The sequence below is a fragment of the Lacibacter cauensis genome, from assembly GCF_007830055.1.
Lineage (GTDB): Bacteria > Bacteroidota > Bacteroidia > Chitinophagales > Chitinophagaceae > Lacibacter > Lacibacter cauensis.
The window spans coordinates 457,419-479,267 of sequence record NZ_VLLE01000004.1 but is presented as its reverse complement, the minus strand read 5'-3'; the positions used below and the strand labels follow the sequence as shown (position 1 = coordinate 479,267).

Below are 21,849 nucleotides of genomic sequence, written 5' to 3'. Positions count from 1 at the left end.
GAAGTTCGGTTTATTATTTAACGATTAAACAGCTTGCACCATGAGTACAGTTACAGCCGCTGCACCCCAAACAACTATTGCAGCACGCCCAACATTTAAATCGAAATACGACCATTACATCGGAGGAGAATGGGTTGCTCCCTCCAATGGCGAATATTTCGATAACGTTTCTCCACTCGATGGAAAAGTATTTACAAAGGCCGCAAGAGGCAATGCGCAGGATATTGAAAAAGCCATTGATGCTGCTACAGAAGCTTTTCAAACCTGGAGTAAAACAGCCGCTTCGTACAGAAGTAATTTGATGCTGAAGATTGCACAGGTCATTGAAGATAACCTCGATTACCTCGCTACAGTTGAAACAATTGATAACGGGAAAGCTATTCGTGAAACAAAGGCAGCTGATCTTCCATTGGTGGTCGATCACTTCCGTTATTTTGCCGGCGTATTACGCAGCGAAGAAGGAAGCATTAGTGAACACGATGAAACAACAGTAAGTATTAATCTGCACGAACCCATCGGTGTTGTAGGTCAAATTATTCCCTGGAACTTTCCATTACTGATGGCTGCCTGGAAAATTGCACCGGCATTGGCAGCAGGTTGTACCGTTATTGTAAAACCAGCCGAGCAAACACCAACGAGTATTATGTGCCTCATGGAACTTGTGGGCGATATTCTTCCAAAAGGTGTACTCAATATTGTAACAGGCTTTGGTCCCGAAGCAGGCAAACCACTTGCCACCTCTCCACGTATTAATAAAATAGCCTTTACCGGCGAAACCACAACCGGTCGTTTGATTATGCAATACGCATCGGAAAATTTAATTCCTGTTACAATGGAACTCGGTGGTAAAAGCCCCAACATCTTTTTTGAATCTGTAGCAGATGCAGATGATGAGTTTTTTGACAAAGCCGTAGAAGGTGCAGTGATGTTTGCATTGAACCAGGGTGAAGTATGTACCTGTCCTTCACGCATACTGGTGCATGAAAATATCTATGAGAAATTTATGAAGCTTGTTATTCAACGCACTAATGCCATCAAGCTTGGTAATCCACTCGATTCAACTGTGATGATGGGTGCGCAGGCATCGGAAGATCAATATAAAAAAATTCTCAGCTACTTCGATATTGGTAAGCAGGAAGGTGCTGAAGTTTTATGTGGTGGTGAAGCGTTTCACCAGAACAGCGGATTAGAACATGGGTACTACATTAAGCCCACCATTTTTAAAGGGCATAACAAGATGCGCATTTTCCAGGAAGAAATTTTCGGACCGGTTACATCTGTTACAACATTTAAAACAACCGAAGAAGCCATTGCTATTGCCAACGATACATTGTATGGTTTGGGTGCAGGTGTGTGGACACGTGATGCACATGAATTATACCAGGTGCCGAGAGCAATACAGGCAGGTCGTGTATGGGTAAACTGTTATCATGCGTATCCTGCACATGCACCATTTGGTGGTTACAAGAAATCAGGTTTCGGAAGAGAAACACATAAGATGATGTTGAATCATTATCGCCAAACGAAGAACATGCTGATATCGTACAGCAAACAGAAATTAGGATTTTTTTAGAATAGCAAGTGGCAAATCGTAAACGGCAAAAACAGAAACGGCGGCCCTGTGCCGCTGTTTTCTTTTAAACTTTTTTTATGCAGATACCACGTATTGTTACAACAGCTGCAGCAAACGAATTAATTGCAAAGCTGAAAGAAATGCATGGCCCGTTGATGTTTCACCAAAGTGGTGGCTGTTGCGATGGAAGCCAGCCCATGTGTTTTACTGCAGGCGAATTTCGTGTGGGCAGCAGTGATGTTTGTTTAGGTGAAATTGAAGGTTGCAAATTTTATATGAGTGCCGACCAGTTTACTTACTGGAAGCATACACAACTTATTTTGAATGTTACGCCGGGCAGGGGCAGCAGTTTCTCACTGGAAATTCCGTTGGGCGTTCGCTTCTTTATTGAGTCGAGATTGTTTACCGATGATGAACTGGAAAATCTGCAACCACTTTTGCAAATTGAAACGGCGTGAAGCAAAGGCTTTTTTTCAAAATCAATTCTGCTGTAGATTTGAAAAAAGATTGACAGATGGAATTTGGACGTGTTGATGAACAGCTTCTCGACAGCATTGATTTTTCGTTACCTGCAGAGCCAGCATTTAATAAAACAGTGCTCAGCGGTAAAGCCGTTGCAAAAGCAAAAGTATATCTCGGCTGTGCCAAATGGGGACGAACAGAATGGGTTGGCAAGATCTATCCGCCCAAAACAAAAGAGAAAGATTTTCTGCAGCACTATGTGCAACATTATAACAGCATTGAGCTGAATGCAACGCATTACAAAGTATACGGCGAAGCAGGCATCCGCAAATGGGCAGAGAAAGCAAAGGGAATGGATTTTAAATTTTGCCCAAAGATGTACCAGGGTGTAACACACCGTGGAAGTTTGACAGGAAAAGATTTTATTACCAATGAATTCTTCCGTGGTATTGTTGGGTTTGAAGAACATCTGGGTCCCATCTTCGTACAGGTAAGTGATACCTTTTCGCCGAAGCGTAAACAAGAGTTGTTCGATTACATGGCATCGTTGCCAAAAGACTTGCAGTTCTTTTTAGAAGTGCGCCACCCCGATTGGTTTGGTAAAGAAGAAATACGGAACGAACTCTTCACTACATTAAAACAACTGAACATTGGTGCAGTGATTACCGATACTGCTGGCCGAAGAGATTGTGCACACATGCATGTAACGGTGCCGAAGGTATTTATCCGATATGTAGGCAACAGCCTGCACAAATCGGATTACACCCGTTGCGATGTATGGGTGCAACGTATGAAACAATGGCAACAGCAGGGTATGGAAGAGATTTATTTCTTTATGCATATGCACGATGAAGCAACATCGCCTGAACTTACCGTTTATTTGGTTGATAAGATGAATACAGAGATGGGATTGAATTTAATGAAGCCGAAGTTTATTGAAGGAGGTGTGCGTGAAAAACCAAAGCCAAAACAGCGTGGTTTGTTTGATAAAGATTTTTAACTGCTAACGGGGTTGGTTATAACTTTACTTCACCTCATATAACTCTTCCCATCGTGTTGTATACCGTGGACTGCGTAATTCCTGCCGCATCTTCCAGTCTCTTGTTGTACCGCTGGCTGCAAACTTCAATACATCATCCCGCTGACTGAAGTTGATGTTGTCGATCATGTCCATCAATAACCGTCCGTTGTTTTTTGTTTCCGGTAAAAATAAATTACCCTGTATGGATGCATCGGGTACAAGTCCACTCAACATCACCCCTGCTTTTTTATACTGCGTCCCTTTTTTGTACAAATGATCAACCAATGCAACAGCCGGTTTAATTAATTCGTTGGTGAAGGCTGTGGCCGTAGGTAATATAGTATACCTGCTGTGTGTAATACCCCGGTTAAACGTAACGTTGTGGTTTTCGCCTTTTGCCACCACAAACACACTGATGATGCTGGCGGCGCTGTACTGTCGTCTTAATTTTTCGGCAGCCCTTGATGTATAGGTAGCAACGGCCTCTTTAATATCGTGAATGTTATCAACAGGGCTGCCGAACATGCGGGTGGTAGCGATCATTTTTTTCGTAACGAGCTCGTCCTGCATATCTTTCGATGCAATACCGTTCAGTTCACGAATCAACCGCACACCAACCACGCCGCCTAAATGCATTCGTCCGAACTCTTCGCTCATTTTACTCAGTTGCAAGGCATCATCAATAAACCATTGCTCTTTTAGTTTTTTGGCGTACTGGTGACCGACGCCCCAGATATCGCCCACTGGTGTTTTCTCCAGTCCGGCTCTTATTTTTTCTTCGGTATCGAGCACCATTACACAATCGGTTTCTTTTTTGTTTTTCTTCGATAGGCGATTGGCCAGCTTCGCCAATACTTTTGTTGGTGCCACGCCAATGGATACTTTAATGCCCGTCCATTGTTCTACTGTTTCCCGCATATCACGTGCAATACGTTCCAGGTCTTGTGTTGGAAAAATGCTGAGATCAACAAAGGCTTCATCTACCGAATACACTTCTACGTTTTCTTCGCCAATGATGACCCGCAACGTATCCATCACCCGCATGCTTAAATCGCCGTACAAATTGTAGTTGCTGCTGAACACCGCCACATCGTGTTTTTTAATCAATGGCTTCGCCATAAAATAAGGCCCCGCCATATCTACACCCAATGCTTTGGCTTCATCGCTGCGACTGATAATACAGCCATCGTTGTTACTGAGTACAACAACCGGTTTGTTATCGAGATGCGGTTTGAATAAGCGTTCGCAGGAACAATAGAAATTGTTGCAATCAACAATAGCATACATGCTGCGGTAGCCTGTATTCAAAGTATGATGTGCAAACAGATCGGTTTGTATGGATTGTAATGTTGTCGGCATATGTTAGTCCTTTGTTCATCGAACCGCCGTCAGGGTTTGTAACCGCTGACGGGGTTTGGTACTAAACCCCGACGGCGGCTCGTAGCCCCGTCGGCGGTTTGATGAAACGAATTCCTACTCAATTAAAAAAAATTGCTGCATCTTTTCTTTCATAGGTGTTTACATGTGCTTGTTCAAACAATGCTCTTCCTCCAAACCAGTCTGTTACTTTTGAAGATGCCAGAAAAGAGGTATTGTTATTCACAATTGAGTGATAAGAAGAAAACTCCCACTCTTTAAAGTCGCTTACAAATCCATGCAATTGCGCATTATAGTGACAGTAATAAATAACAGAAGTAAGATAGCTGTCATCATCAATCAGCTTTCTTTTAAAAGCAGATTCAAACAAAGGTCCCGTCCTGTTATATGCTCTGTTGATCGATTGTGCATAGGAGTTGAAGAAATGCGATAATTGTTTTGAAGCATCTGGCTGATACACGCCATGACCGTCTTTACGAAGAACAGCTTCTGTCTCTTTCACATATACCAACAAATGAAAGTGATTTTTCAACAACGCATAAGCGTATGTTTCTAATACATCAGTACAGTAGAATTGATACTGCTGCAGGAAATAATAGTAATTCCTTTTTTCTTTGAACAAATCTTCGCTATTCACACCTCGATTAAAGATGTGATAATAATTTCCTGCAACAAGTGATTCGGTGAGCATATTGATGATCAGTTGTTTTTTAACCCCGTCAGCGGCTTACAGCCCTGACGGTGGTTTGATGAAAATGGAAAGCAATAAATAAATTCTAAATGAACCGCTGACGGGGCTTGTAGCCGCCGTCAGGGTTGCATCATCCTTCCAATGATCGAATGGAGTAGACAACCACTCCCCATACCTTAAAATCACTAAACTCCGCCAGGTTCACTGGCTTGTACCTTGTGTTCTCCGGTATCAGAAAGGCCGATGAAAAATTTTTGTGAAACCTTCGCACCAATAGTTCGCCATTTAATATGGCAACAATAATTTTTCCATTCACCAATTTCAACGAACGGTCTACAATTAAAATATCGCCATCAAAAATGCCGGCCTGTTCCATGGCATCGCCTTTCATTTTAAAAAAGAATGTAGCCGGTTTGTTTTTAATGAGTTGTTCATTCAAATCAATACCACGTTCGGCATAGTCATCGGCTGCTGCACCAAAGCCCGTGGCATTGGCTGTACGTACCTGTTGTTGTGTAAACTGTTTACTGCCTTTATAAGCGCTGCCAAAAAAATCTTCCCCATCCATAATGAATAAATTTTTCTCTCTTGGAGTGTGATAAAAAAGTATGTCTGGGTTTGTAAGAAAGTTTGGTAAAGCTAAAACTTTTAGTAATTTAGTAGTGCAATTGACGAAAATATTTTTTTCAACTGCACTAATTCAAACTCATCCCATCAATCAGTACGCTGATTGACGTACACTACAAACAAGCCGGAACTATTTGTGCATCGTTTGCACTGCTGTTGTATTGATACAATAGAAACAATGCAGCAAAGCGTAATGCGTGTGCATAGCTAAAATCGCCAATCAAAAATTTAAAATTGTTTGTTATGCAATTACAATCAATCACAACCGCTACTATTCCCGGCTATCGTGTGTACGAGTATCTGTTCGTATTAAGTCCGCATGAAGAATTAGGTAATCGTATTGTAAAAGTGAAAACAGAATTTTCAGAAAAGTACAAGAACGATTATGCAAAGTGGGGCAAGCCACACATTACACTTGCCAACTTTCTGCAGTACGAACTCATGGAAGAACGCTTGGTCAACCGCCTCAACATGATCGCTATGGGTTTTCATCCATTGAAAGTGGAGTTGCGTGATTACGGCAGTTTTCCTTCGCACACAATTTATATCAATTTAGTGAGTAAGCTGCCCATACAGTCATTGGTGAAAACCATTCGTACGGAAGCACAGCGACTCATGAAACTCAACGACGATAACAAACCGCATTTCATTCTTGAGCCGCACCTCACTATTGCACGCAAGCTCGAACCCTGGCAATACGAAAAAGGCTGGCTCGAATACAGTCACAAACATTTCACCGGGCGTTTTATTGCCGATGGAATGCTCTTGCTGAAACGACCGTTGAACGAACAGCGTTACCAGATCGTACGGCGGTTGGAGTTTCAGAACCTTGCCGTCACCACAAAGCAGGGAGACTTATTTGGCTAAGAGTTAAAGAGCAAAAAAGAAAACGAGATAGTATGCAACAGAGTTGTGTGCTGCTATTAAGCTGAATTGGCGTCGCACTCTTGTACAACAGTATTTCTATTCACCGTTCACAATTTTTTCCATGTCAGATAAACTACAACAGGATCATTATAAAGTAAAACCGAAAGATGCCGATGAAACGCAACCGTATCATGCCGGCCGTGGTGCACAGTTTAACACTAAGAACCGCTTTTTAAAAAACGAAGTCACCAAAGAACACATCGAAGGCATTGATGAATGGGAAGAAACAAATCTCAAAACACAATACATCGAAGTGCATCCGAAAACCATTGTGAACAAAGTGGAAAGTCCTGATGTGGGGATGAGCTACAGCATGAACCCCTACGCCGGTTGCGAACACGGTTGCATTTACTGTTATGCACGCAATGTGCATGAGTACTGGGGCTATAGTGCAGGTATGGACTTTGAGCAAAAAATATTGGTGAAGAAAAATGCAGCACAACTGCTGCGTAAATTTTTAATGCATCCGAAGTGGGATGCTACACCTATCATGCTCAGCGGTAATACCGATTGCTATCAACCTGCTGAACAAACCTATCGTTTAACAAGAGGACTTTTAGAAGTATGTAATGAGTTTAATCAACCGGTTGGCATCCTCACCAAAAATGCATGGATACTCAAAGACAAAGATGTGCTGCAGGAAATGGGAAAGAAAAATATTGTATCGGCCATGGTATCCATCACATCCTTCAACGAAGACCTGCGAAGAGTAATGGAGCCACGAACAGTTACAGCAAAAGCAAAACTGAAAGTGATTAACGAACTCAGCAGTGCCGGTGTACGCATGGGTATTATGATGGGGCCCATGATACCCGGGCTGAACGAACACGAAATGCAACGCATCATGAAAGCAGCAAGAGATAACGGTGCAACGTTTACTGCTTACACATTCATTCGGTTGAATGGTGCCATCAAATTTTTATTTCACGACTGGTTGTATAAAAACTTCCCTGACCGTGCCGATAAAGTTTGGCATCATATTGAACACAGTCATGATGGAAAAGTAAACGATACACGCTTTGGTGTACGCATGCGTGGCGAAGGACCTATTGCACAACTGGTGGCGCAGCAGTATAAAAAATACGGGAAGCTCTATGGCATGAATGCAGAAGAATGGAGTTTGGACAGAACAAAGTTCAGTAGGCCGGGGATGCAGACGAGTTTGTTTTAAGAATACGCTGTAAATTGGAGTTTCAAACAGTCGAAATGCAAACAAGAAAATCCTTCATCGCAAAACTTTCAGCTGCTGCAGCTGCCATTACCGGCTTATCTTCGTTCAAACAAAAACCCATGGACAAAGAGCTCAAAAACATTTTTATTCATCACGTATATTTCTGGTTAAAGAATGCTGATAGCAAAACAGACAGAGATAAGCTGGTTGAAGGTTTAACCAAGCTTTCAAAAGTAAAGACCATCCAAAATTTTCACATCGGCAAGCCTGCCGATACGAACCGGGATGTTATTGAACGTGGCTATGCCGTTTCATGGTTTACGCATTTTGCAAATGCTGCCGACCAGGCCAGCTACCAGGTTGATCCGATTCATTTAAAATTTGTGGAAGACTATTCGCATTTGTGGAGTAAGGTGATTGTGTATGATTCGGTAGATGTATAAATAAGATAGAAGATTATATAGGAAACGTCACTGCGAGGAACGAAGCAGTCTCATTTGTAGATTGCTTTAACTGTTAAGCAGTGACGTTTTCTTTTGCTAACCCTTGTTGTTGCAATTAAACAGTAAATTTAAACAATGGTTATTCTCATTCAATGTAAAGACAGAGTTGGTCTTGTAGCCGCTATTACCGGTGTGCTGGCAGCACGCAATCTCAACATTGTTTCCATGCGTGAGCATGTGGATGTACAGGCGAATGTATTTTTTGCACGTATTGTAAGTGCGCAGGAAACAGCTGTAGAAGAATTGCAGCTGCAACTGAAAGCAGTACTACCTGTTGATGCAAACATCAGCATCAACCCCGAACCCGAAAAGAAAATTGTACTGCTCGTTACAAAAGAATATCACTGCCTCAGCGATATACTGGTGCGGAATCATTTTAACACATTGGGTGCATCGGTACAGGCTGTTATCGGTAACCATGCAGTGCTGCAGGATATCTGCGAACGCTTCGATATTCCATTCCATTTTATCACACATGAAAACAAAAGCAAAGAAACATTTGAACAGGAGTTGATGCAACAGATCAATGCGTATGCATTTGATTATATCATACTGGCCAAGTTCATGCGTATTCTTTCGCCATCGTTTGTACAACAGTTTGCGTTAAAGATCATCAACATTCATCATTCCTTTTTGCCAGCGTTCATTGGTGCAAATCCGTACAGGCAGGCGCATAGCCGTGGTGTAAAAATGATTGGCGCCACTGCACATTATGTTACAAACGACCTGGATGAAGGTCCCATCATCGAACAACAGATTATTCCTGTTAATCACACATTCGGTATTGAAGACATGATCAAAGCAGGAAAAGAAATTGAAAAAGCAGTGCTGGCAAAAGCGTTGAAATTATTGTTTGAAGACCGTGTGTTTGTGTATCAAAACAAAACCATCGTGTTTGAGTATTGATTGTTGTTTGCAACAACATTGAAAAAATATTTTTAAAAATTCTTTTCAAAAAAGTTGGCAACATCAAAAAAATAAATTCATCTTTGCACTCACAAAAATTATAAACAACAAACAATGCTACGCATACAGTTACATATTGAAACAGTGAATCGGTTTAGTCCCAAGGGTGACTATACTGTTTGCGGGGCATGTGCTGCTGTTGAATAAAGTTGAAAAACTGATTTCGCTATAAAACAGACCCCGCAAGAGATTGCGGGGTTTTTTGTTTATGCAATGTTTTTATAAACCATGGCCGTTGCTGAACCTATAACACTGTAAACAACGTACGAATGATTAAAACACAAGTACAACATCTGCGATTCAGTCAACTGTTTTTACAACTGCACATTACAAGTTGCAGTAAAAACAGTAACAGGAATCGTATGCCCGAAAACGAAAACAAATACATCCTTCATCTCCGTCTGGAATGTAATTCTCTATAGCGACGCTGTACAGAAGAACAGGCCCGGAGTGAATGAACGACCGGGCTTTTTTATGTTCAAACAGCATGCTATGAACCAGGTATTGATCAGAGCAGCTATCTGGATTGTTGCGTACATCATCCAATGGCTGATTGAAAAAAGACGAGAACACATTAACCAAAACCGCAACGCTGTAACAAACGCTGTTGCAAAAAACTAAGGAGGAGTTATGTTATGGAGATTATTTGCAAGACGGATGAATGATGCAGGTGCTTTGTTTAACGGGCATTACATGGACGTGAAAGTGTTTTATGTAACACGCTTCGACCGGATGCCTTGTGTAAGCTTTATCGGCGAACTGGATGTAACCAAAGCATTTGCGTATGTGAACGAACAGTACAGAAGCGAGATTGTGAACGTGTATCAACATTCTTATTTCGATCATACAGAACAGAAAATGTTTTTCAACAACACTGTGTTTGTATTAACTGATAACAGGATGATTGAACTGGCCGGAAACTATGTACAGGTATTGCATACCGACCGGCAGTACAACTGGGCAAACGGATTGCTGGAAGCATTGAAAGTGTTTCGGGCAGAACCGGAGCCGGTTGTTGCGGAACAAACAAGAACGGTAATCGGTTTCGCAAGACAGGAAACATTGAATTAAACAATAAACAGATTATGTGCAGAGGAGGAAATAAGCAACCCCTGTTTACCGATGCAAGCGGTATGCGATGCAGCAGGGGTGCTTTTCCAAAAAGCAGTAACTTAAAGTAAGAACAATGAGTAAGTTAAAAATAGCAGGAAAAGAATTAAGAGCGATTGGCTACCCGGAAGGACCGGTCATCAGCATCGCTATGAATATTATACAAAAGCAGTATAAGCATACTGCAAAGGAGGAAGTAATGGAATTGTTGAAAGCAGTGCTAGCATCGCCTGCAAATTATTTAGATGATGCCGTACTGGCATTGATTGCAAAACAATTGATGCCGGAAGAAAAAGAAAGTGAAGGAGAGTTATCGTTGAATCAAAACGGAATTCAATTCAATGTATTCGGAAGCGAACATATTGAACAAAGCGCCATGCACCAGATGTACACTGCTGCAAAGTTGCCGGTGGCAGTAGCAGGTGCGTTAATGCCCGATGCGCATCATGGATATGGTTTGCCGATTGGTGGTGTGCTGGCAACCGAGAATGCAGTGATACCGTATGGTGTAGGTGTGGATATTGGTTGCAGAATGTGTTTGAGCATTTACGATATCGATCCGAAAGAGCTGGTGCAACGTGAAGCTTTCTTTGCAAGAGAAATTGGTGAAGCAACCTTGTTCGGAAGCGGTGCACAGTTCAAGCAAAGCGAAGAACACGAAGTGATGGATAACGAATTGTTCTTTGAATTGCCGTTGCTGAAAAATCTGCACGGTCGTGCATGGAAGCAATTAGGTACCAGCGGAAGTGGTAATCACTTTGTAGAGTTTGGTGTAGTTGAAATTGCAGAGAAAGATGAAGTGCTGGGAGTAGAACCCGGTAAGTATGTTGGCCTGTTGAGTCACTCAGGTTCAAGAGCACTGGGTGCAAATATTGCCAACCATTATACCAAAATAGCCATCAGCAAAAGACGATTACCGCAAGATGCAAAAAATCTTGCCTGGTTAGATTTGAATGAAGAGGAAGGAATGGAATATTGGTTAGCGATGAATTTAGCCGGTGAATATGCAAGTGCCTGTCACCATGTTATTCATAACAAGATCGCCAAACAGCTTGGACGAAGACCGATGAAGATGGTAGAGAATCATCACAACTTTGCATGGAAAGAAAAGTGGGAAGGAAGAGAGGTGATCGTTCACCGGAAAGGCGCAACGCCTGCAGGCAAAGATGTACTGGGTATTATTCCCGGAAGTATGACCGCCACAGGTTTTATTGTAAAAGGCAAAGGTGAATCCGCATCCGTTAACTCAGCATCGCATGGAGCTGGACGTTTAATGAGCCGTTCAAGAGCCATGCAAAGTATTACGCATAATGCATTGAAAGATGAATTGAAAAAACATGGCGTGAAATTAATGGGCGGCGGATTGGATGAAGCGCCATTTGCTTACAAGGATATTGAACTGGTGATGCAGAGTCAGCAATCGTTGGTTGATGTTGTTGGAAAGTTTACACCAAAGATTGTAAAGATGGATGGCCCCAGTATAAAACCTTGGCAGAAAAGCAGAGAAGTGGAAGGAGAGTAGATGAACGGATAAAGTGGTAATGAATAATTGATAATTTATAATCCAGCTCAACTCCTGTTGCAGAAATGCAGCAGGAGTTTTTGTGTCCCGTAGGGACTACCTGTTGATAGACTGATAAAGATAGAGGAGGTTTCGCTCCGTAGGAGCGGCCTGTAATAAACGGGATGCTCCTACGGAGCAGGTGATTTATTTATGTTTGTTCTATAAACGTTTACTTCCTTCGGAAGAAAATCGTATGTAATAATTTATCATTCCTGCTTCAACTGCTCTTCAATTCCTTTCAACTCATCCATAATTCCTTTCAATCGTTTTTCTTCTTTTTCCAAAATGCGTTTGCCGAGAATAAAATAAGCGTACAGCATCCAGCCTGCATAAAAGGCAACCAGCGTAAGAACATAACCAATCGGGCGACCATTCACGACTTCCAGGAAATACAAACCCATCCCTAAATTGAGGAACAGAAAATAAAGCGGCTTATTCCATTGAATTTGTTTTTTGCGAAACGCATAATAGGTTTCCCATTGCTGCAAATGTTGTGCGGGTGCTGCTGTATCGTCAATCAATCGGAGTTTGTTCCAGGTAAAGAATGTAAGGATCGATTGCAGCCAAACTACCAGTGCTATAATTGCTACGCTGATGTGTGTACTGATCCAGTTCAATTGCACCTTGCTGAAGTACACCACCCAAATAACAAAGAACGGAGTAAGAAACAACGTAATACTTCCAATCAGTAAAGGACGCATCAGCTTTGCCTTTGTATCTTTCGATTGACGGGTGATGGCTTGCAGATCCACTGATTTTTGTTCAGCGGGTTTCGATTGCTGCCACAAATCTTTTAATGCATCAAAGTCTTTCATAACTGCTATAAATTTCGCTGAGCTGTTTTTTAATACGGTGAATTTTTACTCGCAGGTTGTTTTCGGTAATGCCGGTAATGTCGGCAATCTCTTCATACGATTTGTCTTCGAGTACCAGTGTAATAATGAGCCTGTCTGTTTCTGCTAACTTGCTGATGCATTTGTACAACAGCTGTACTTCCTGTTCTTTATTGCGTTCGTCATCAGGTATCATTGCTAATCGTTCTTCATCCGCATCCACAAACTGTTCGTTCTTTTTGCGCAGATGTGTTAAACAGGTGTTGGCAGCAATGCGGTAGATCCAGGTGCTCCAGGCAGCATCTCCACGAAACTTATCCATATTCTTCCATACTTTTACAAAGCTTTCCTGCAACAGATCTTCGGCCAGCATGGCATCGCCGGTATAACCCAAACAGAGCTTGCGAATACCGGGAGCGTATTGCTTGTATAATGCCGTAAACTGTTCTTCCTGTTTCATTCGGTTGGTAAGATAATGTTGAATTTGGTTTTGCAAAACTTATTGTAAGAACGCATCCACTTTTGCATAAAACCATTCGGGCACATCGTACATGATAAAATGTTTACTGTTGGCAACCTCAATGGTTTTGTTGGGTACTTTTCTATACTGATGATTCAACATGATATGACTGTTGGCTTCTGTACCATAAATACTGCCGAGCACCAATACCGGTTGTTTGATGTTGGCAATCGCTTCACGCAGATCGGTCGTTGATATTTCTACAATGGTATAACCCAATGTGCGACGATCACACTGTGCACTCCAGGTTGCAATCTGGATTGCACGGGCTGTATCACTAACCTGGTACAACATGGCGCCAGTCATATTCTTTACATAATTTTCGGTGGGGAGCATTTCAAAATTCTTTGCTACAGTTTCCGGATTGAACTGCGGATTCTTTTTTAATACTTCTGCATTGGCAGTTGTATCTGCAATTGCAGAAACAAACGGTAACCCATCTACACAAATAATCTTTCCAAACAGATCGGGCTCTACACTGCTCACCCACAAACTCATAAAAGCACCCAGGCTATGACCGATCAGTATCGGCTTGTTGAGCTTGTTTGTTTGTACATAGTTGATCAGTTCGTTGCGTACAGTTTTTAAAATGGGCGTATCCAGCTTTGGTACGCCTGCATAGCCGGCTATGGTGATGACATGACACTCGTAACGGTCTTTCAAATGCGCAACGGTTTCGTTCCACACTTCGCCGCTGCAACTGTAGCCGGGTATCAGAATAACGGGTTTGCCCTTACCGGTTACTTCAACTTTAAAGGCGTTTATTTGAGCGTTAGACTGAAAGAAGATAAGGCTGATGATAAGGAAACTGATAAGCTTTTTCATATTGTCTGTTGTTTGTTTCTGTTTATTGGATGCAGGTGCGGAAGAATTATTACAGAAAAAAGAAAAAATATTTTGTGTAATTGGAAAACAGGCTGCATCCATCAGGCAAACTCTGTCTTATGCGCCTGCTCTTTACTGTTTTTCTGCTCAGCACTTGTTTGTTGTTAACTGCCCAGGTTAAACCCTCGCTGCCTGTAAAAACGACGGTTCAGCCGAGGGTGTTTGATGGAAAGATGATCCTGCAACGTTGTTCGGTAGCAGTAAAAACCGATGGTATTACAGCTGTAACATTTATAGAGCTGGAGTTTTATAACAACCGGGATACAGAAATAGAAGGGTTGTATCGGTTTAATTTACGAAAGGGACAGGTTGTTACCGATTTTCAATTGGAGCTCAATGGTCAATACAGGGAAGGTTCTATTGAAGAGCGATGGAAGGCGACGAATGCATACAATACTATTGTGGGTAAACGCATCGACCCTGCGTTACTTGTAAAAGAATATGATAACACTTATAGTCTGCGTATTTATCCTGTGCCTGCAATGAAAAGCAGAAAGGTAACCATCGCCTTGCACGAAGTATTGCCCATTGTTGCAAACGAGAAAACCTATCTGCTTCCTTTTGATAATAATGATGTCACAACTGCGTTCTCTTTCCGGTTTGAAGCGATCATTCAAACAGCAAAACCATTTTTTCGCTCGTTGCCCGGCAGCGGAGCAGAATTTACAGCTATCCCCAATGGATTTCTGTCAACAGCCGAAATGCATTCGGTTGTGTTAAACAAAGCTGTTGATGTTGTACTTCCATTAACTGCAACTCAGATACTGGTTACAAAACCTGCTGCAAGTAAATTTTATTTTGCCTTGCAACTCCATAAAGAGTTGTCGAGTTATTATGCCATCAGTCCAAAAACAGTAACCGTTTTTTGGGATGCTTCTGCTTCTTCTGCAAAACGGGATACTAAGAAAGAGATCAGCTTTTTAAAACAATACCTGCTTTATCATCAAACAAAAACAGTTACAGTTATTCCATTCCGGCATAAACCATTCGATACAGTTGTGTACAACATCAACAGCAAAACTATTCGTCAGCTGGAACAGTATTTAACTGCATTGACCTACGAAGGTGCAACAGGCATCGGCCGGTTAAATTTTGCAACTGTTAGCTCTACTGTGACCTTTCTTTTTTCTGATGGCTATAACAGCTTTGGCAAACGGATGCCAACACAGGGCAATACATTACTTTATGCATTACATTCTGCACCGGCCGACAGTGTTTATTTAAAAGCTGTTGCAGGCAGTGGTGGTGCAGTTGTTGATCTCAGGCGTTTGACTATTGATGAAGCCATTGAAAAGACATCGCAGGCCGAGCGGATGCTGATGGCTGTAGAATCGGTGAACGGAAAAACGATCATCGAATCGGCGTTGCCTGTAAAGATCGATCAACCCATTTTGATCTATGGCAGCATGCATGTGCCAACAGATACGCTTCGTTTTTATTATGGCAACAATCAGTTAGCAAGTAATGTGGAAGTGATTCCGTTATCAACTGCATCAACGCAGGTATCATCGGGTATCGATCGTTTGAAGATGTTGATGCGTTACAGGGAGGCAACAACTAGCAACGATTGGAATGATGTACTCGATTTTGGTTTGGATGAACGGGTGGTCACACAACGAACAGCGTTTCTTGTGCTGGAACGTGTAGAAGATTATATCCGCTTTAATATTGCGCCGCCCAAAGACCTGGAAGAGGAGTGCAGAAGATTGAATTATGTAAAGAAAGACACACGTATGCAACGCCGTGCAATGGACAAGCAACCAACAGAAACGAATCTTAACAGTGTTGTTGAGTTGTATAATCAACGGATCAAAAACTGGGATGCATCGGCAACCTTATTACAATACAAACCCGGAGCGAAGCCTGTTGTTGTTGGTCCGGCACCTGTACGAAACGAAATGCAACAACAGATTGGTGAAACTTCCTCTGTACAAACTGCACTGCAGGGACATGCAGCCGGCATTTCCATTGAAAGAAACAATGAGTTGAGTGAAGTAGTTGTGGTTGGTTATAGTTCTGCAAAAAAAAGAGAGATGACAGGATCTGTTGCGTACGTACAGCAGCGTGATGTTTTCCAGGGATACACAAATATTGGTGAAGTGTTAGCGGGGAGAGTAGCCGGTATGCAGGTAACGGGCAATTCCGGTGTGCCGGGTGCAATACCCGATATACGCATACGAGGCGCTGTATCGTTAGGTGCATCGGCGCAACCGCTGTATGTAATTGATGGTATGCCGGTGAAGGCCGAAACTGTTTTTCAATCATTGAACATGAACGATATTGAATCCATCACTGTATTAAAAGATGCATCGGCTACAGCATTGTATGGGTCAAGAGCTGCGAATGGGGCCATCGTCATTCAGTTAAAAAAGGGCAAGAACTATACGCATTACTATTACCGTTATCGTAAGTATAAAATGAGTGAACAGGAAGATGTAGAGTATTTGCAGGAAATGAAGTCGGTTGCATTGTCTGAGAAGATTGCCATGTATCAAGCGTTGAAAATGGAATATGGTCAATCTGCGGCGTTTCATGTAGATATGGCTGAACATTTATTTTCCTGCGGATTTAACAGCAATGCGCTGGCTGCGTTGATGACAGCAATGGAACTTGTGCCCAACGATTTTTATATGCATCGCACTGCTGTATTTATTTTGGAACGCTGGAAGCAGTACAGCGAAGCAGAAGAATTATTGACCGATCTGTTGAGTGTGCATGCAGCGGAATTATATCTCTATCGTGATCTTGCATGGGTGTATTATCAACAGCAGAAATACCAACAGTCAGTTGATCTGTTATACCAAGGCATCAATGTCAATTTTGGATCAGATGAAGGAAGACAAGCCGGGTTGAAAGCAGTATTACTGAATGATATGAATGCCATGATTGAGCTGCATCGTGCAAAACTTGATCTGTCTGCCATCAATCCTACACTGATCAAAGCACTATCTGCAGATCTGCTGATTGTTGCAGAAGATAATGAACGCAGCAGGCTAAACCTGCAGATCAATGAACCGGGTGTGCAATCGATGGTGCTGTACGGTCATCCTTCAAAGAACGGCGGCTTTGTAGCAACCGAAAAAAACAGTGCGTATGTTTATGGTTCTGCCAGCGGAATTGAAACCTACACGATTAAAACTGCATCGAAAGGAAAGTATAAAGTAACGGTGAATTATTATGCTGGCCGGAGTTATAACAGCACTTCACCTTCCTATATCCGGCTTTGTGTGTTCCGCAATTTTGGAAAACCCGATCAATCGATACAGGTTGAAACGATTGCGATGGATAACCAGTATGGCGAAATTGAAATAGCAGCTGTTGGTAATGACTGATGTTTTTCTGTAATTTAAATTTTGAATGAACAGTAGTACATCATTTAACGAACGAAAGAAACAGCTGTTGCAGGCTTTGGAAGAACGTTATGCACCTGTAGAAAAAAGTTGGTGGCAAACATCAGGATCGAAGTTTTTTGCGAGCAATGAACTGTTGAAAGAATACCCGGTAACAACCGATCGTCCAATGGCTGTATTTATAGCTGCTTACCCGTGGGGTATATGGGCCTTTGTAGGTTTTGCCGGTATTTTCATATCAAGCTGGTATTACGAGCAGTTATTTGCAAAGGATATGTGGCCGATTGTATTGTTGGCTGCTGTTATTATAGTATTGATCCTGCTAAACATAAGTATGCAGTTGCAAAAGCCTGTATTAAAAGTGGATGAGGAGGGATTTAGGTATTTGCGCAATGGATTTTATTGTAGCTGGTCTTCCGTAATCGCTATGTACATGGAGGAGGAGCAGGGCGAAGATGCAAAAAACTATCTGCATGTACATTATTACGATGCTGGTACAGATACTTTTTTCGAAGAAATCATAGCACTCAATTCTATTAATGAAGACCCGGAAGTAATTACTGCGGCCTTGGAATATTTTCGCTGTAAAGCTTTGCAGGCTGTACCTGCAGATTAGCAGGCTGTTGTTCTTTCATTTATCTTTAAGCAATGCCCCAACTCCAGCGAACGCTTACTCTTTCATCTGTAATTGCCATTGTAATTGGCGGGGTAATCGGCTCCGGTATTTTTATGAAACCGGCGGTAATGATGGCGCAGCTGGGTTCTCCATTATTATTGATTACAGTATGGATTGTTGCAGGATTGATTGTGTTGTGCGGTGCATTAACCAATGCTGAAGCTGCTACCATGTTTCCCGAAACCGGCGGACAGTATGTGTTCTTTCAAAAAATGTATGGCAATGCATTTGCCTTTTTATATGGATGGTCGGCCTTTGCTGTATTTAACACGGCGGGCAATGCATCCATTGCGTATGTGTGCAGTACCTATGCCGATTATTTTCTGCATCTGCCTAAAGTGGATTTGCAAACAGAGCTCAGTATAAAATTGCATATTCCGTTTATCGGCACCATTTATCCTTTGCACGACCTGGGTGTAAAACTCTTAACGGTGCTGCTCATCTGCATCTTCACCTTCATCAATATGCGGAGTGTGCAACTCGGCGCAGGTATTCAACGTTTGCTTACGGCATTAAAAATTGTTGCGATCTTTTTATTGATACTGGGTGTGTTTACTTCGGGTAAAATTGAACCCGATCATTTATTTACATCCTTACCCAATGCCCCAACAGGATGGGCTTTTGTGATGGCTTTTATGGCCGCAACGGCCGGTGCATTCTGGGCCTACGATGGCTGGAACAACATTGGCTTTATTGCAGGAGAAATTAAACAGCCGCAACAAATTATTCCGAAGAGTTTATTGTTTGGGTTAATCGTTTGTATTGTTACCTATGTACTCATCAATCTGGCATTTATTTATGTGTTGCCTGCTGATGCGATTGCTGCCTCTAATTTTATTGCTGCTGATGCAGCCTCTGCTATTTGGGGACCAACCGGTGCAGCATTGATTGTGCTGCTGGTTGTTGCATCAACGCTTGGCACCACCAACTCCAATGTATTGGCCACGGCACGGGTAACGTTTGTTATGGGCGAAGAAAGCAGGTGGTTCAAAGCCGCACAAAAAGTGCATCCGAAATTTCAAACACCTGCCAATGCGTTGCTCTTTAATGCTGTGTGGACCATCCTCCTCATCTTCAGTGGATCGTTTGATATGTTAACAGACATGCTCATTTTTGTGAGCTGGTTATTTTACGGCATGAGTGCCTTGGGTGTATTCATACTTCGTTATAAAATGAAAGAAGTTGATCGTCCGTACAAAGTATGGGGCTATCCGTTTGTGCCGGCTATATTTGTCTTGTTTACAGCCTTCTTTTTGGTGAGCACAGTGTACAACGATGTGCTGAATTATAGCAGCGGCACTTCAGCGGTTATCAACTCCTTGTTTGGATTGCTGATAGTTGCGGCGGGCGTTCCTGTTTATTTGTTGTCGAAGAGAAAAAGAAAAGTGCAGCAGTAGATTTTACGAATACAAAACCCACCCCTTTTGATTGTGTTGGATGTGTGAGCTGTTGCAGCCCCTCCCGGGAGGGGATAAGCATTCTGCCTTTTAACATTTTTCTTTTTCCCATGTTGGCAAAGCTTCGTTTCTTTAAAGCCACTATTATATATCTATTATGAAGCAAATCAGTTTAGCGATTGTCAGTATCTGCATTGCGTTTGCAGGTTTCGGACAAAGCAAGTACGATCATCGGGAAGCCTTTCACCCGTTCTTTTATCCCAACTTCGGTACCGAGTACAGAAGTGCCAGCGGCGAACCCGGACCAAAGTATTGGCAGAACAAAGCCGATTATAAAATTGAGGCCACACTCGATCCTGCCGAGCATACGGTAAAAGGAAAAGTTGCATTGCACTACACCAATAATAGTCCGGATGCATTGCGTTTTCTGTGGCTGCAGTTAGACCAGAATATCTATCGCAAAGATTCAAGGGCATCGGCTACAACAACAGCATTAGGTGGTCGTTGGGCCAATGGCGAGTTTACCGATGGATACGGCATTAAAGCAGTAAAGATTGAGCAGGATGGCAAAACAACTGATGCGCAATACGAAGTGATTGATACACGTATGCAGGTGTGGTTACCAGCAGCGGTGAAAGCAACAGGCGGTTCGGTGAAAGTGATCATTGAATATGGCTTTACCATTCCGGAGTATGGAACCGACCGGATGGGCCGTTTAAAACAAAAAGATGGTTGGATTTATGAAGTGGCGCAATGGTTTCCACGTGCATGTGTGTACGATGATATCAATGGATGGAATGTCAATCCTTATCTCGGTGCAGGTGAGTTTTATTTAGAATATGGTACAATCGATTACAGCATTACAGCTCCATCAAACATGATTGTTGTGGGCAGTGGTGGTTTGCAGAATGCGCAGGATTGTTTTACAGCAGAGCAGATCAAACGTTGGGGCGAAGCGATGAACAGCGATAAAACAGTGGTGATCCGTTCGGCTGATGAAGTGGGTAAAGCTTCTTCACGTCCGGGTAATCCGTTCACCACCTGGAAATTCAAATGTGAGAATACACGTGATGTTGCCTGGGCAGCAAGTACTGCGTTTATCATGGATGCAGCTCGCATCAATTTACCCAGCGGAAAAAAAGCAATGGCGGTGAGTGTGTATCCGAAAGAAAGTGCATCAAAAAAAGATGCGAACGACTGGCGCCGTTCAACCGAATATACGAAAGCAAGCATTGAATTTTACAGCAAGTATTTGTTTGAGTTTCCTTATCCTGTAGCAACCAACGTTGCAGGTATTGTTGGTGGTATGGAATATCCCGGCATTGTGTTTTGCAGTGCAGGTGCAACAGAAGCGGGTTTGTTTGGTGTAACCGATCATGAGTTTGGTCATGGCTGGTTCCCGATGATTGTGGGCAGTAACGAACGCAAATTTGCATGGATGGATGAAGGCTTTAATACGTTCATCAATATTCTTTCAAGTGAAGCGTTTAACAACGGAGAGTATAAAGAAGTACCGAGTGTAAGCGGTATGGCCAATTATGTTTTTGGCGATAAGATGGATGGTATGTTGAATGGTGCAGATGTGGTGCAACAACAAAATCTGGGTGTGGCAGCTTACTTTAAACCCGGTATGATGTTGTATGTTTTGCGTAACGAAGTATTGGGGGCAGAACGTTTCGACCGTGCGTTGAAGGAATATGTGCGTCGCTGGGCATTCAAACATCCCACACCTTGGGATTTCTTTCATACGATTGAGAATGTTGCAGGTGAAGACCTGAACTGGTTCTGGCGTGGCTGGGCATTGAACACCTGGAAGTTTGATGTAGCAGTGAAGGAAGTAAAACCATTGAAGTCGAATGGGAAGAGCGGTACCATGATCACTATCCAGTTGCTGGAAAAAATGCCGATGCCTGTTACTGTGAAAGTTGTAGATGTGAACGGTGAAACACAACTGATTAAATTGCCGGTAGAAGTTTGGCAGCGTGGTGATACCTGGAATATAGCGGTAGAAACCAAAGCTGATGTAAAAGAAGTAGTGGTTGATCCGGAGAAGCGATTACCTGATATGAACTTCAGCAATAACATCTGGAATAAACAATAAAATAAGAGGGCCGCAAAGCGGCCCTCTTATTTTATTGCCATCCCGATGATTTTGTAGGTCATGTCGAGGCACGAGACATCCCTAAAAGTTCAACA

20 protein-coding genes are annotated in these 21,849 nt (G+C 42.4%); 14 read left to right on the top strand and 6 right to left on the bottom strand.

Annotated features, from left to right (window positions below; genetic code table 11):
• The first annotated feature begins 40 nt into the window (after positions 1–40).
• The 3 genes from IQ13_RS12185 to IQ13_RS12175 all read left to right on the top strand — a co-directional run bounded on the left by IQ13_RS12185 (position 41) and on the right by IQ13_RS12175 (position 3,035).
• Positions 41–1,573: an aldehyde dehydrogenase family protein gene (locus IQ13_RS12185; protein ID WP_144886655.1), complete on the top strand. Its 1,533-nt coding sequence runs from the start codon at positions 41–43 to the stop codon at positions 1,571–1,573.
• A gap of 77 nt (positions 1,574–1,650) precedes the next feature.
• Positions 1,651–2,031: a DUF779 domain-containing protein gene (locus IQ13_RS12180; protein WP_144886654.1), complete on the top strand. Its 381-nt coding sequence runs from the start codon at positions 1,651–1,653 to the stop codon at positions 2,029–2,031.
• 56 nt (positions 2,032–2,087) lie between these two features.
• Entirely contained in the window at positions 2,088–3,035 is a 948-nt protein-coding gene (locus IQ13_RS12175) for a DUF72 domain-containing protein (protein ID WP_144886653.1), read from the top strand.
• Between the two features lie 24 nt (positions 3,036–3,059).
• Here the strand turns inward: IQ13_RS12175 and IQ13_RS12170 are convergent, their stop codons facing one another.
• The 3 genes from IQ13_RS12170 to IQ13_RS12160 form a co-directional block, all read right to left on the bottom strand.
• Entirely contained in the window at positions 3,060–4,415 is a 1,356-nt protein-coding gene (locus IQ13_RS12170; RefSeq protein ID WP_144886652.1) for a Y-family DNA polymerase, read from the bottom strand.
• Positions 4,416–4,533: 118 nt separating this feature from the next.
• Entirely contained in the window at positions 4,534–5,124 is a 591-nt protein-coding gene (locus tag IQ13_RS12165) for a hypothetical protein (protein ID WP_199758247.1), read from the bottom strand.
• A gap of 130 nt (positions 5,125–5,254) precedes the next feature.
• The gene (locus tag IQ13_RS12160) at positions 5,255–5,692 is read right to left on the bottom strand and encodes a LexA family protein (RefSeq protein WP_144886651.1); all 438 of its coding nucleotides are present in this window, start codon (positions 5,690–5,692) and stop codon (positions 5,255–5,257) included.
• A 302-nt stretch (positions 5,693–5,994) separates the two neighbouring features.
• On the opposite strand from IQ13_RS12160, the gene IQ13_RS12155 reads away from it, so the two are divergent.
• From IQ13_RS12155 to IQ13_RS12130, 7 genes are all read left to right on the top strand, one after another.
• Positions 5,995–6,618 (top strand): 2'-5' RNA ligase family protein, encoded by a 624-nt coding sequence (locus IQ13_RS12155; protein WP_144886650.1) that lies wholly within the window; start codon positions 5,995–5,997, stop codon positions 6,616–6,618.
• A 121-nt stretch (positions 6,619–6,739) separates the two neighbouring features.
• A complete protein-coding gene (locus tag IQ13_RS12150; RefSeq protein WP_144886649.1) occupies positions 6,740–7,849 on the top strand; it encodes a PA0069 family radical SAM protein in 1,110 nt (369 codons plus the stop codon).
• 35 nt (positions 7,850–7,884) lie between these two features.
• Positions 7,885–8,292 carry a Dabb family protein gene (locus tag IQ13_RS12145; protein WP_144886648.1) on the top strand — a complete coding sequence of 136 codons (408 nt, stop codon included), beginning with the start codon at positions 7,885–7,887 and terminating at the stop codon, positions 8,290–8,292.
• Positions 8,293–8,427: 135 nt separating this feature from the next.
• Complete coding sequence (gene purU / locus IQ13_RS12140) at positions 8,428–9,258, top strand: formyltetrahydrofolate deformylase (RefSeq protein WP_144886647.1); 831 nt, start codon at positions 8,428–8,430, stop codon at positions 9,256–9,258.
• A 552-nt stretch (positions 9,259–9,810) separates the two neighbouring features.
• Complete coding sequence (locus tag IQ13_RS21650; RefSeq protein ID WP_262711287.1) at positions 9,811–9,939, top strand: hypothetical protein; 129 nt, start codon at positions 9,811–9,813, stop codon at positions 9,937–9,939.
• Positions 9,940–9,948: 9 nt separating this feature from the next.
• Positions 9,949–10,389, top strand: a complete 441-nt coding sequence (locus IQ13_RS12135; protein ID WP_144886646.1) for a hypothetical protein — start codon at positions 9,949–9,951, stop codon at positions 10,387–10,389.
• Between the two features lie 115 nt (positions 10,390–10,504).
• On the top strand, positions 10,505–11,950 hold the full coding sequence (locus IQ13_RS12130; protein WP_144886645.1) for an RtcB family protein: 1,446 nt from the start codon (positions 10,505–10,507) through the stop codon (positions 11,948–11,950).
• Between the two features lie 248 nt (positions 11,951–12,198).
• Here the strand turns inward: IQ13_RS12130 and IQ13_RS12125 are convergent, their stop codons facing one another.
• From IQ13_RS12125 to IQ13_RS12115, 3 genes are read right to left on the bottom strand one after another with little or no spacing between them, the layout of a single operon-like run.
• On the bottom strand, positions 12,199–12,807 hold the full coding sequence (locus tag IQ13_RS12125) for a hypothetical protein (protein ID WP_144886644.1): 609 nt from the start codon (positions 12,805–12,807) through the stop codon (positions 12,199–12,201).
• Positions 12,794–13,285, bottom strand: a complete 492-nt coding sequence (locus IQ13_RS12120; protein ID WP_144886643.1) for an RNA polymerase sigma factor — start codon at positions 13,283–13,285, stop codon at positions 12,794–12,796. The genes IQ13_RS12125 and IQ13_RS12120 overlap by 14 nt, the downstream gene beginning before the upstream one ends.
• 39 nt (positions 13,286–13,324) lie before the next feature.
• Positions 13,325–14,170 (bottom strand): alpha/beta hydrolase, encoded by an 846-nt coding sequence (locus IQ13_RS12115; protein WP_158637384.1) that lies wholly within the window; start codon positions 14,168–14,170, stop codon positions 13,325–13,327.
• A gap of 119 nt (positions 14,171–14,289) precedes the next feature.
• On the opposite strand from IQ13_RS12115, the gene IQ13_RS12110 reads away from it, so the two are divergent.
• The 4 genes from IQ13_RS12110 (at position 14,290) to IQ13_RS12095 (ending at position 21,754) form a co-directional block, all read left to right on the top strand.
• Positions 14,290–17,562 (top strand): TonB-dependent receptor plug domain-containing protein, encoded by a 3,273-nt coding sequence (locus IQ13_RS12110; protein ID WP_144886641.1) that lies wholly within the window; start codon positions 14,290–14,292, stop codon positions 17,560–17,562.
• A gap of 25 nt (positions 17,563–17,587) precedes the next feature.
• Positions 17,588–18,196: a hypothetical protein gene (locus IQ13_RS12105; protein ID WP_144886640.1), complete on the top strand. Its 609-nt coding sequence runs from the start codon at positions 17,588–17,590 to the stop codon at positions 18,194–18,196.
• Between the two features lie 32 nt (positions 18,197–18,228).
• On the top strand, positions 18,229–19,653 hold the full coding sequence (locus tag IQ13_RS12100; protein WP_144886639.1) for an APC family permease: 1,425 nt from the start codon (positions 18,229–18,231) through the stop codon (positions 19,651–19,653).
• A gap of 157 nt (positions 19,654–19,810) precedes the next feature.
• Positions 19,811–21,754: a M1 family metallopeptidase gene (locus IQ13_RS12095; RefSeq protein WP_144886638.1), complete on the top strand. Its 1,944-nt coding sequence runs from the start codon at positions 19,811–19,813 to the stop codon at positions 21,752–21,754.
• Positions 21,755–21,849 lie beyond the last annotated feature (95 nt).

What these genes read in the sequence shown, in the direction of transcription:
- IQ13_RS12185 (WP_144886655.1), top strand. Translation starts at nt 41, where the DNA reads ATGAGTACAGTTACAGCCGCTGCACCCCAAACAACTATTGCAGCACGC.
- IQ13_RS12180 (WP_144886654.1), top strand. Translation starts at nt 1,651, where the DNA reads ATGCAGATACCACGTATTGTTACAACAGCTGCAGCAAACGAATTAATT.
- IQ13_RS12175 (WP_144886653.1), top strand. Translation starts at nt 2,088, where the DNA reads ATGGAATTTGGACGTGTTGATGAACAGCTTCTCGACAGCATTGATTTT.
- IQ13_RS12170 (WP_144886652.1), bottom strand. Translation starts at nt 4,415, where the DNA reads ATGCCGACAACATTACAATCCATACAAACCGATCTGTTTGCACATCAT.
- IQ13_RS12165 (WP_199758247.1), bottom strand. Translation starts at nt 5,124, where the DNA reads ATGCTCACCGAATCACTTGTTGCAGGAAATTATTATCACATCTTTAAT.
- IQ13_RS12160 (WP_144886651.1), bottom strand. Translation starts at nt 5,692, where the DNA reads ATGGATGGGGAAGATTTTTTTGGCAGCGCTTATAAAGGCAGTAAACAG.
- IQ13_RS12155 (WP_144886650.1), top strand. Translation starts at nt 5,995, where the DNA reads ATGCAATTACAATCAATCACAACCGCTACTATTCCCGGCTATCGTGTG.
- IQ13_RS12150 (WP_144886649.1), top strand. Translation starts at nt 6,740, where the DNA reads ATGTCAGATAAACTACAACAGGATCATTATAAAGTAAAACCGAAAGAT.
- IQ13_RS12145 (WP_144886648.1), top strand. Translation starts at nt 7,885, where the DNA reads ATGCAAACAAGAAAATCCTTCATCGCAAAACTTTCAGCTGCTGCAGCT.
- purU (WP_144886647.1), top strand. Translation starts at nt 8,428, where the DNA reads ATGGTTATTCTCATTCAATGTAAAGACAGAGTTGGTCTTGTAGCCGCT.
- IQ13_RS21650 (WP_262711287.1), top strand. Translation starts at nt 9,811, where the DNA reads ATGAACCAGGTATTGATCAGAGCAGCTATCTGGATTGTTGCGTACATC.
- IQ13_RS12135 (WP_144886646.1), top strand. Translation starts at nt 9,949, where the DNA reads ATGTTATGGAGATTATTTGCAAGACGGATGAATGATGCAGGTGCTTTG.
- IQ13_RS12130 (WP_144886645.1), top strand. Translation starts at nt 10,505, where the DNA reads ATGAGTAAGTTAAAAATAGCAGGAAAAGAATTAAGAGCGATTGGCTAC.
- IQ13_RS12125 (WP_144886644.1), bottom strand. Translation starts at nt 12,807, where the DNA reads ATGAAAGACTTTGATGCATTAAAAGATTTGTGGCAGCAATCGAAACCC.
- IQ13_RS12120 (WP_144886643.1), bottom strand. Translation starts at nt 13,285, where the DNA reads ATGAAACAGGAAGAACAGTTTACGGCATTATACAAGCAATACGCTCCC.
- IQ13_RS12115 (WP_158637384.1), bottom strand. Translation starts at nt 14,170, where the DNA reads ATGAAAAAGCTTATCAGTTTCCTTATCATCAGCCTTATCTTCTTTCAG.
- IQ13_RS12110 (WP_144886641.1), top strand. Translation starts at nt 14,290, where the DNA reads ATGCGCCTGCTCTTTACTGTTTTTCTGCTCAGCACTTGTTTGTTGTTA.
- IQ13_RS12105 (WP_144886640.1), top strand. Translation starts at nt 17,588, where the DNA reads ATGAACAGTAGTACATCATTTAACGAACGAAAGAAACAGCTGTTGCAG.
- IQ13_RS12100 (WP_144886639.1), top strand. Translation starts at nt 18,229, where the DNA reads ATGCCCCAACTCCAGCGAACGCTTACTCTTTCATCTGTAATTGCCATT.
- IQ13_RS12095 (WP_144886638.1), top strand. Translation starts at nt 19,811, where the DNA reads ATGAAGCAAATCAGTTTAGCGATTGTCAGTATCTGCATTGCGTTTGCA.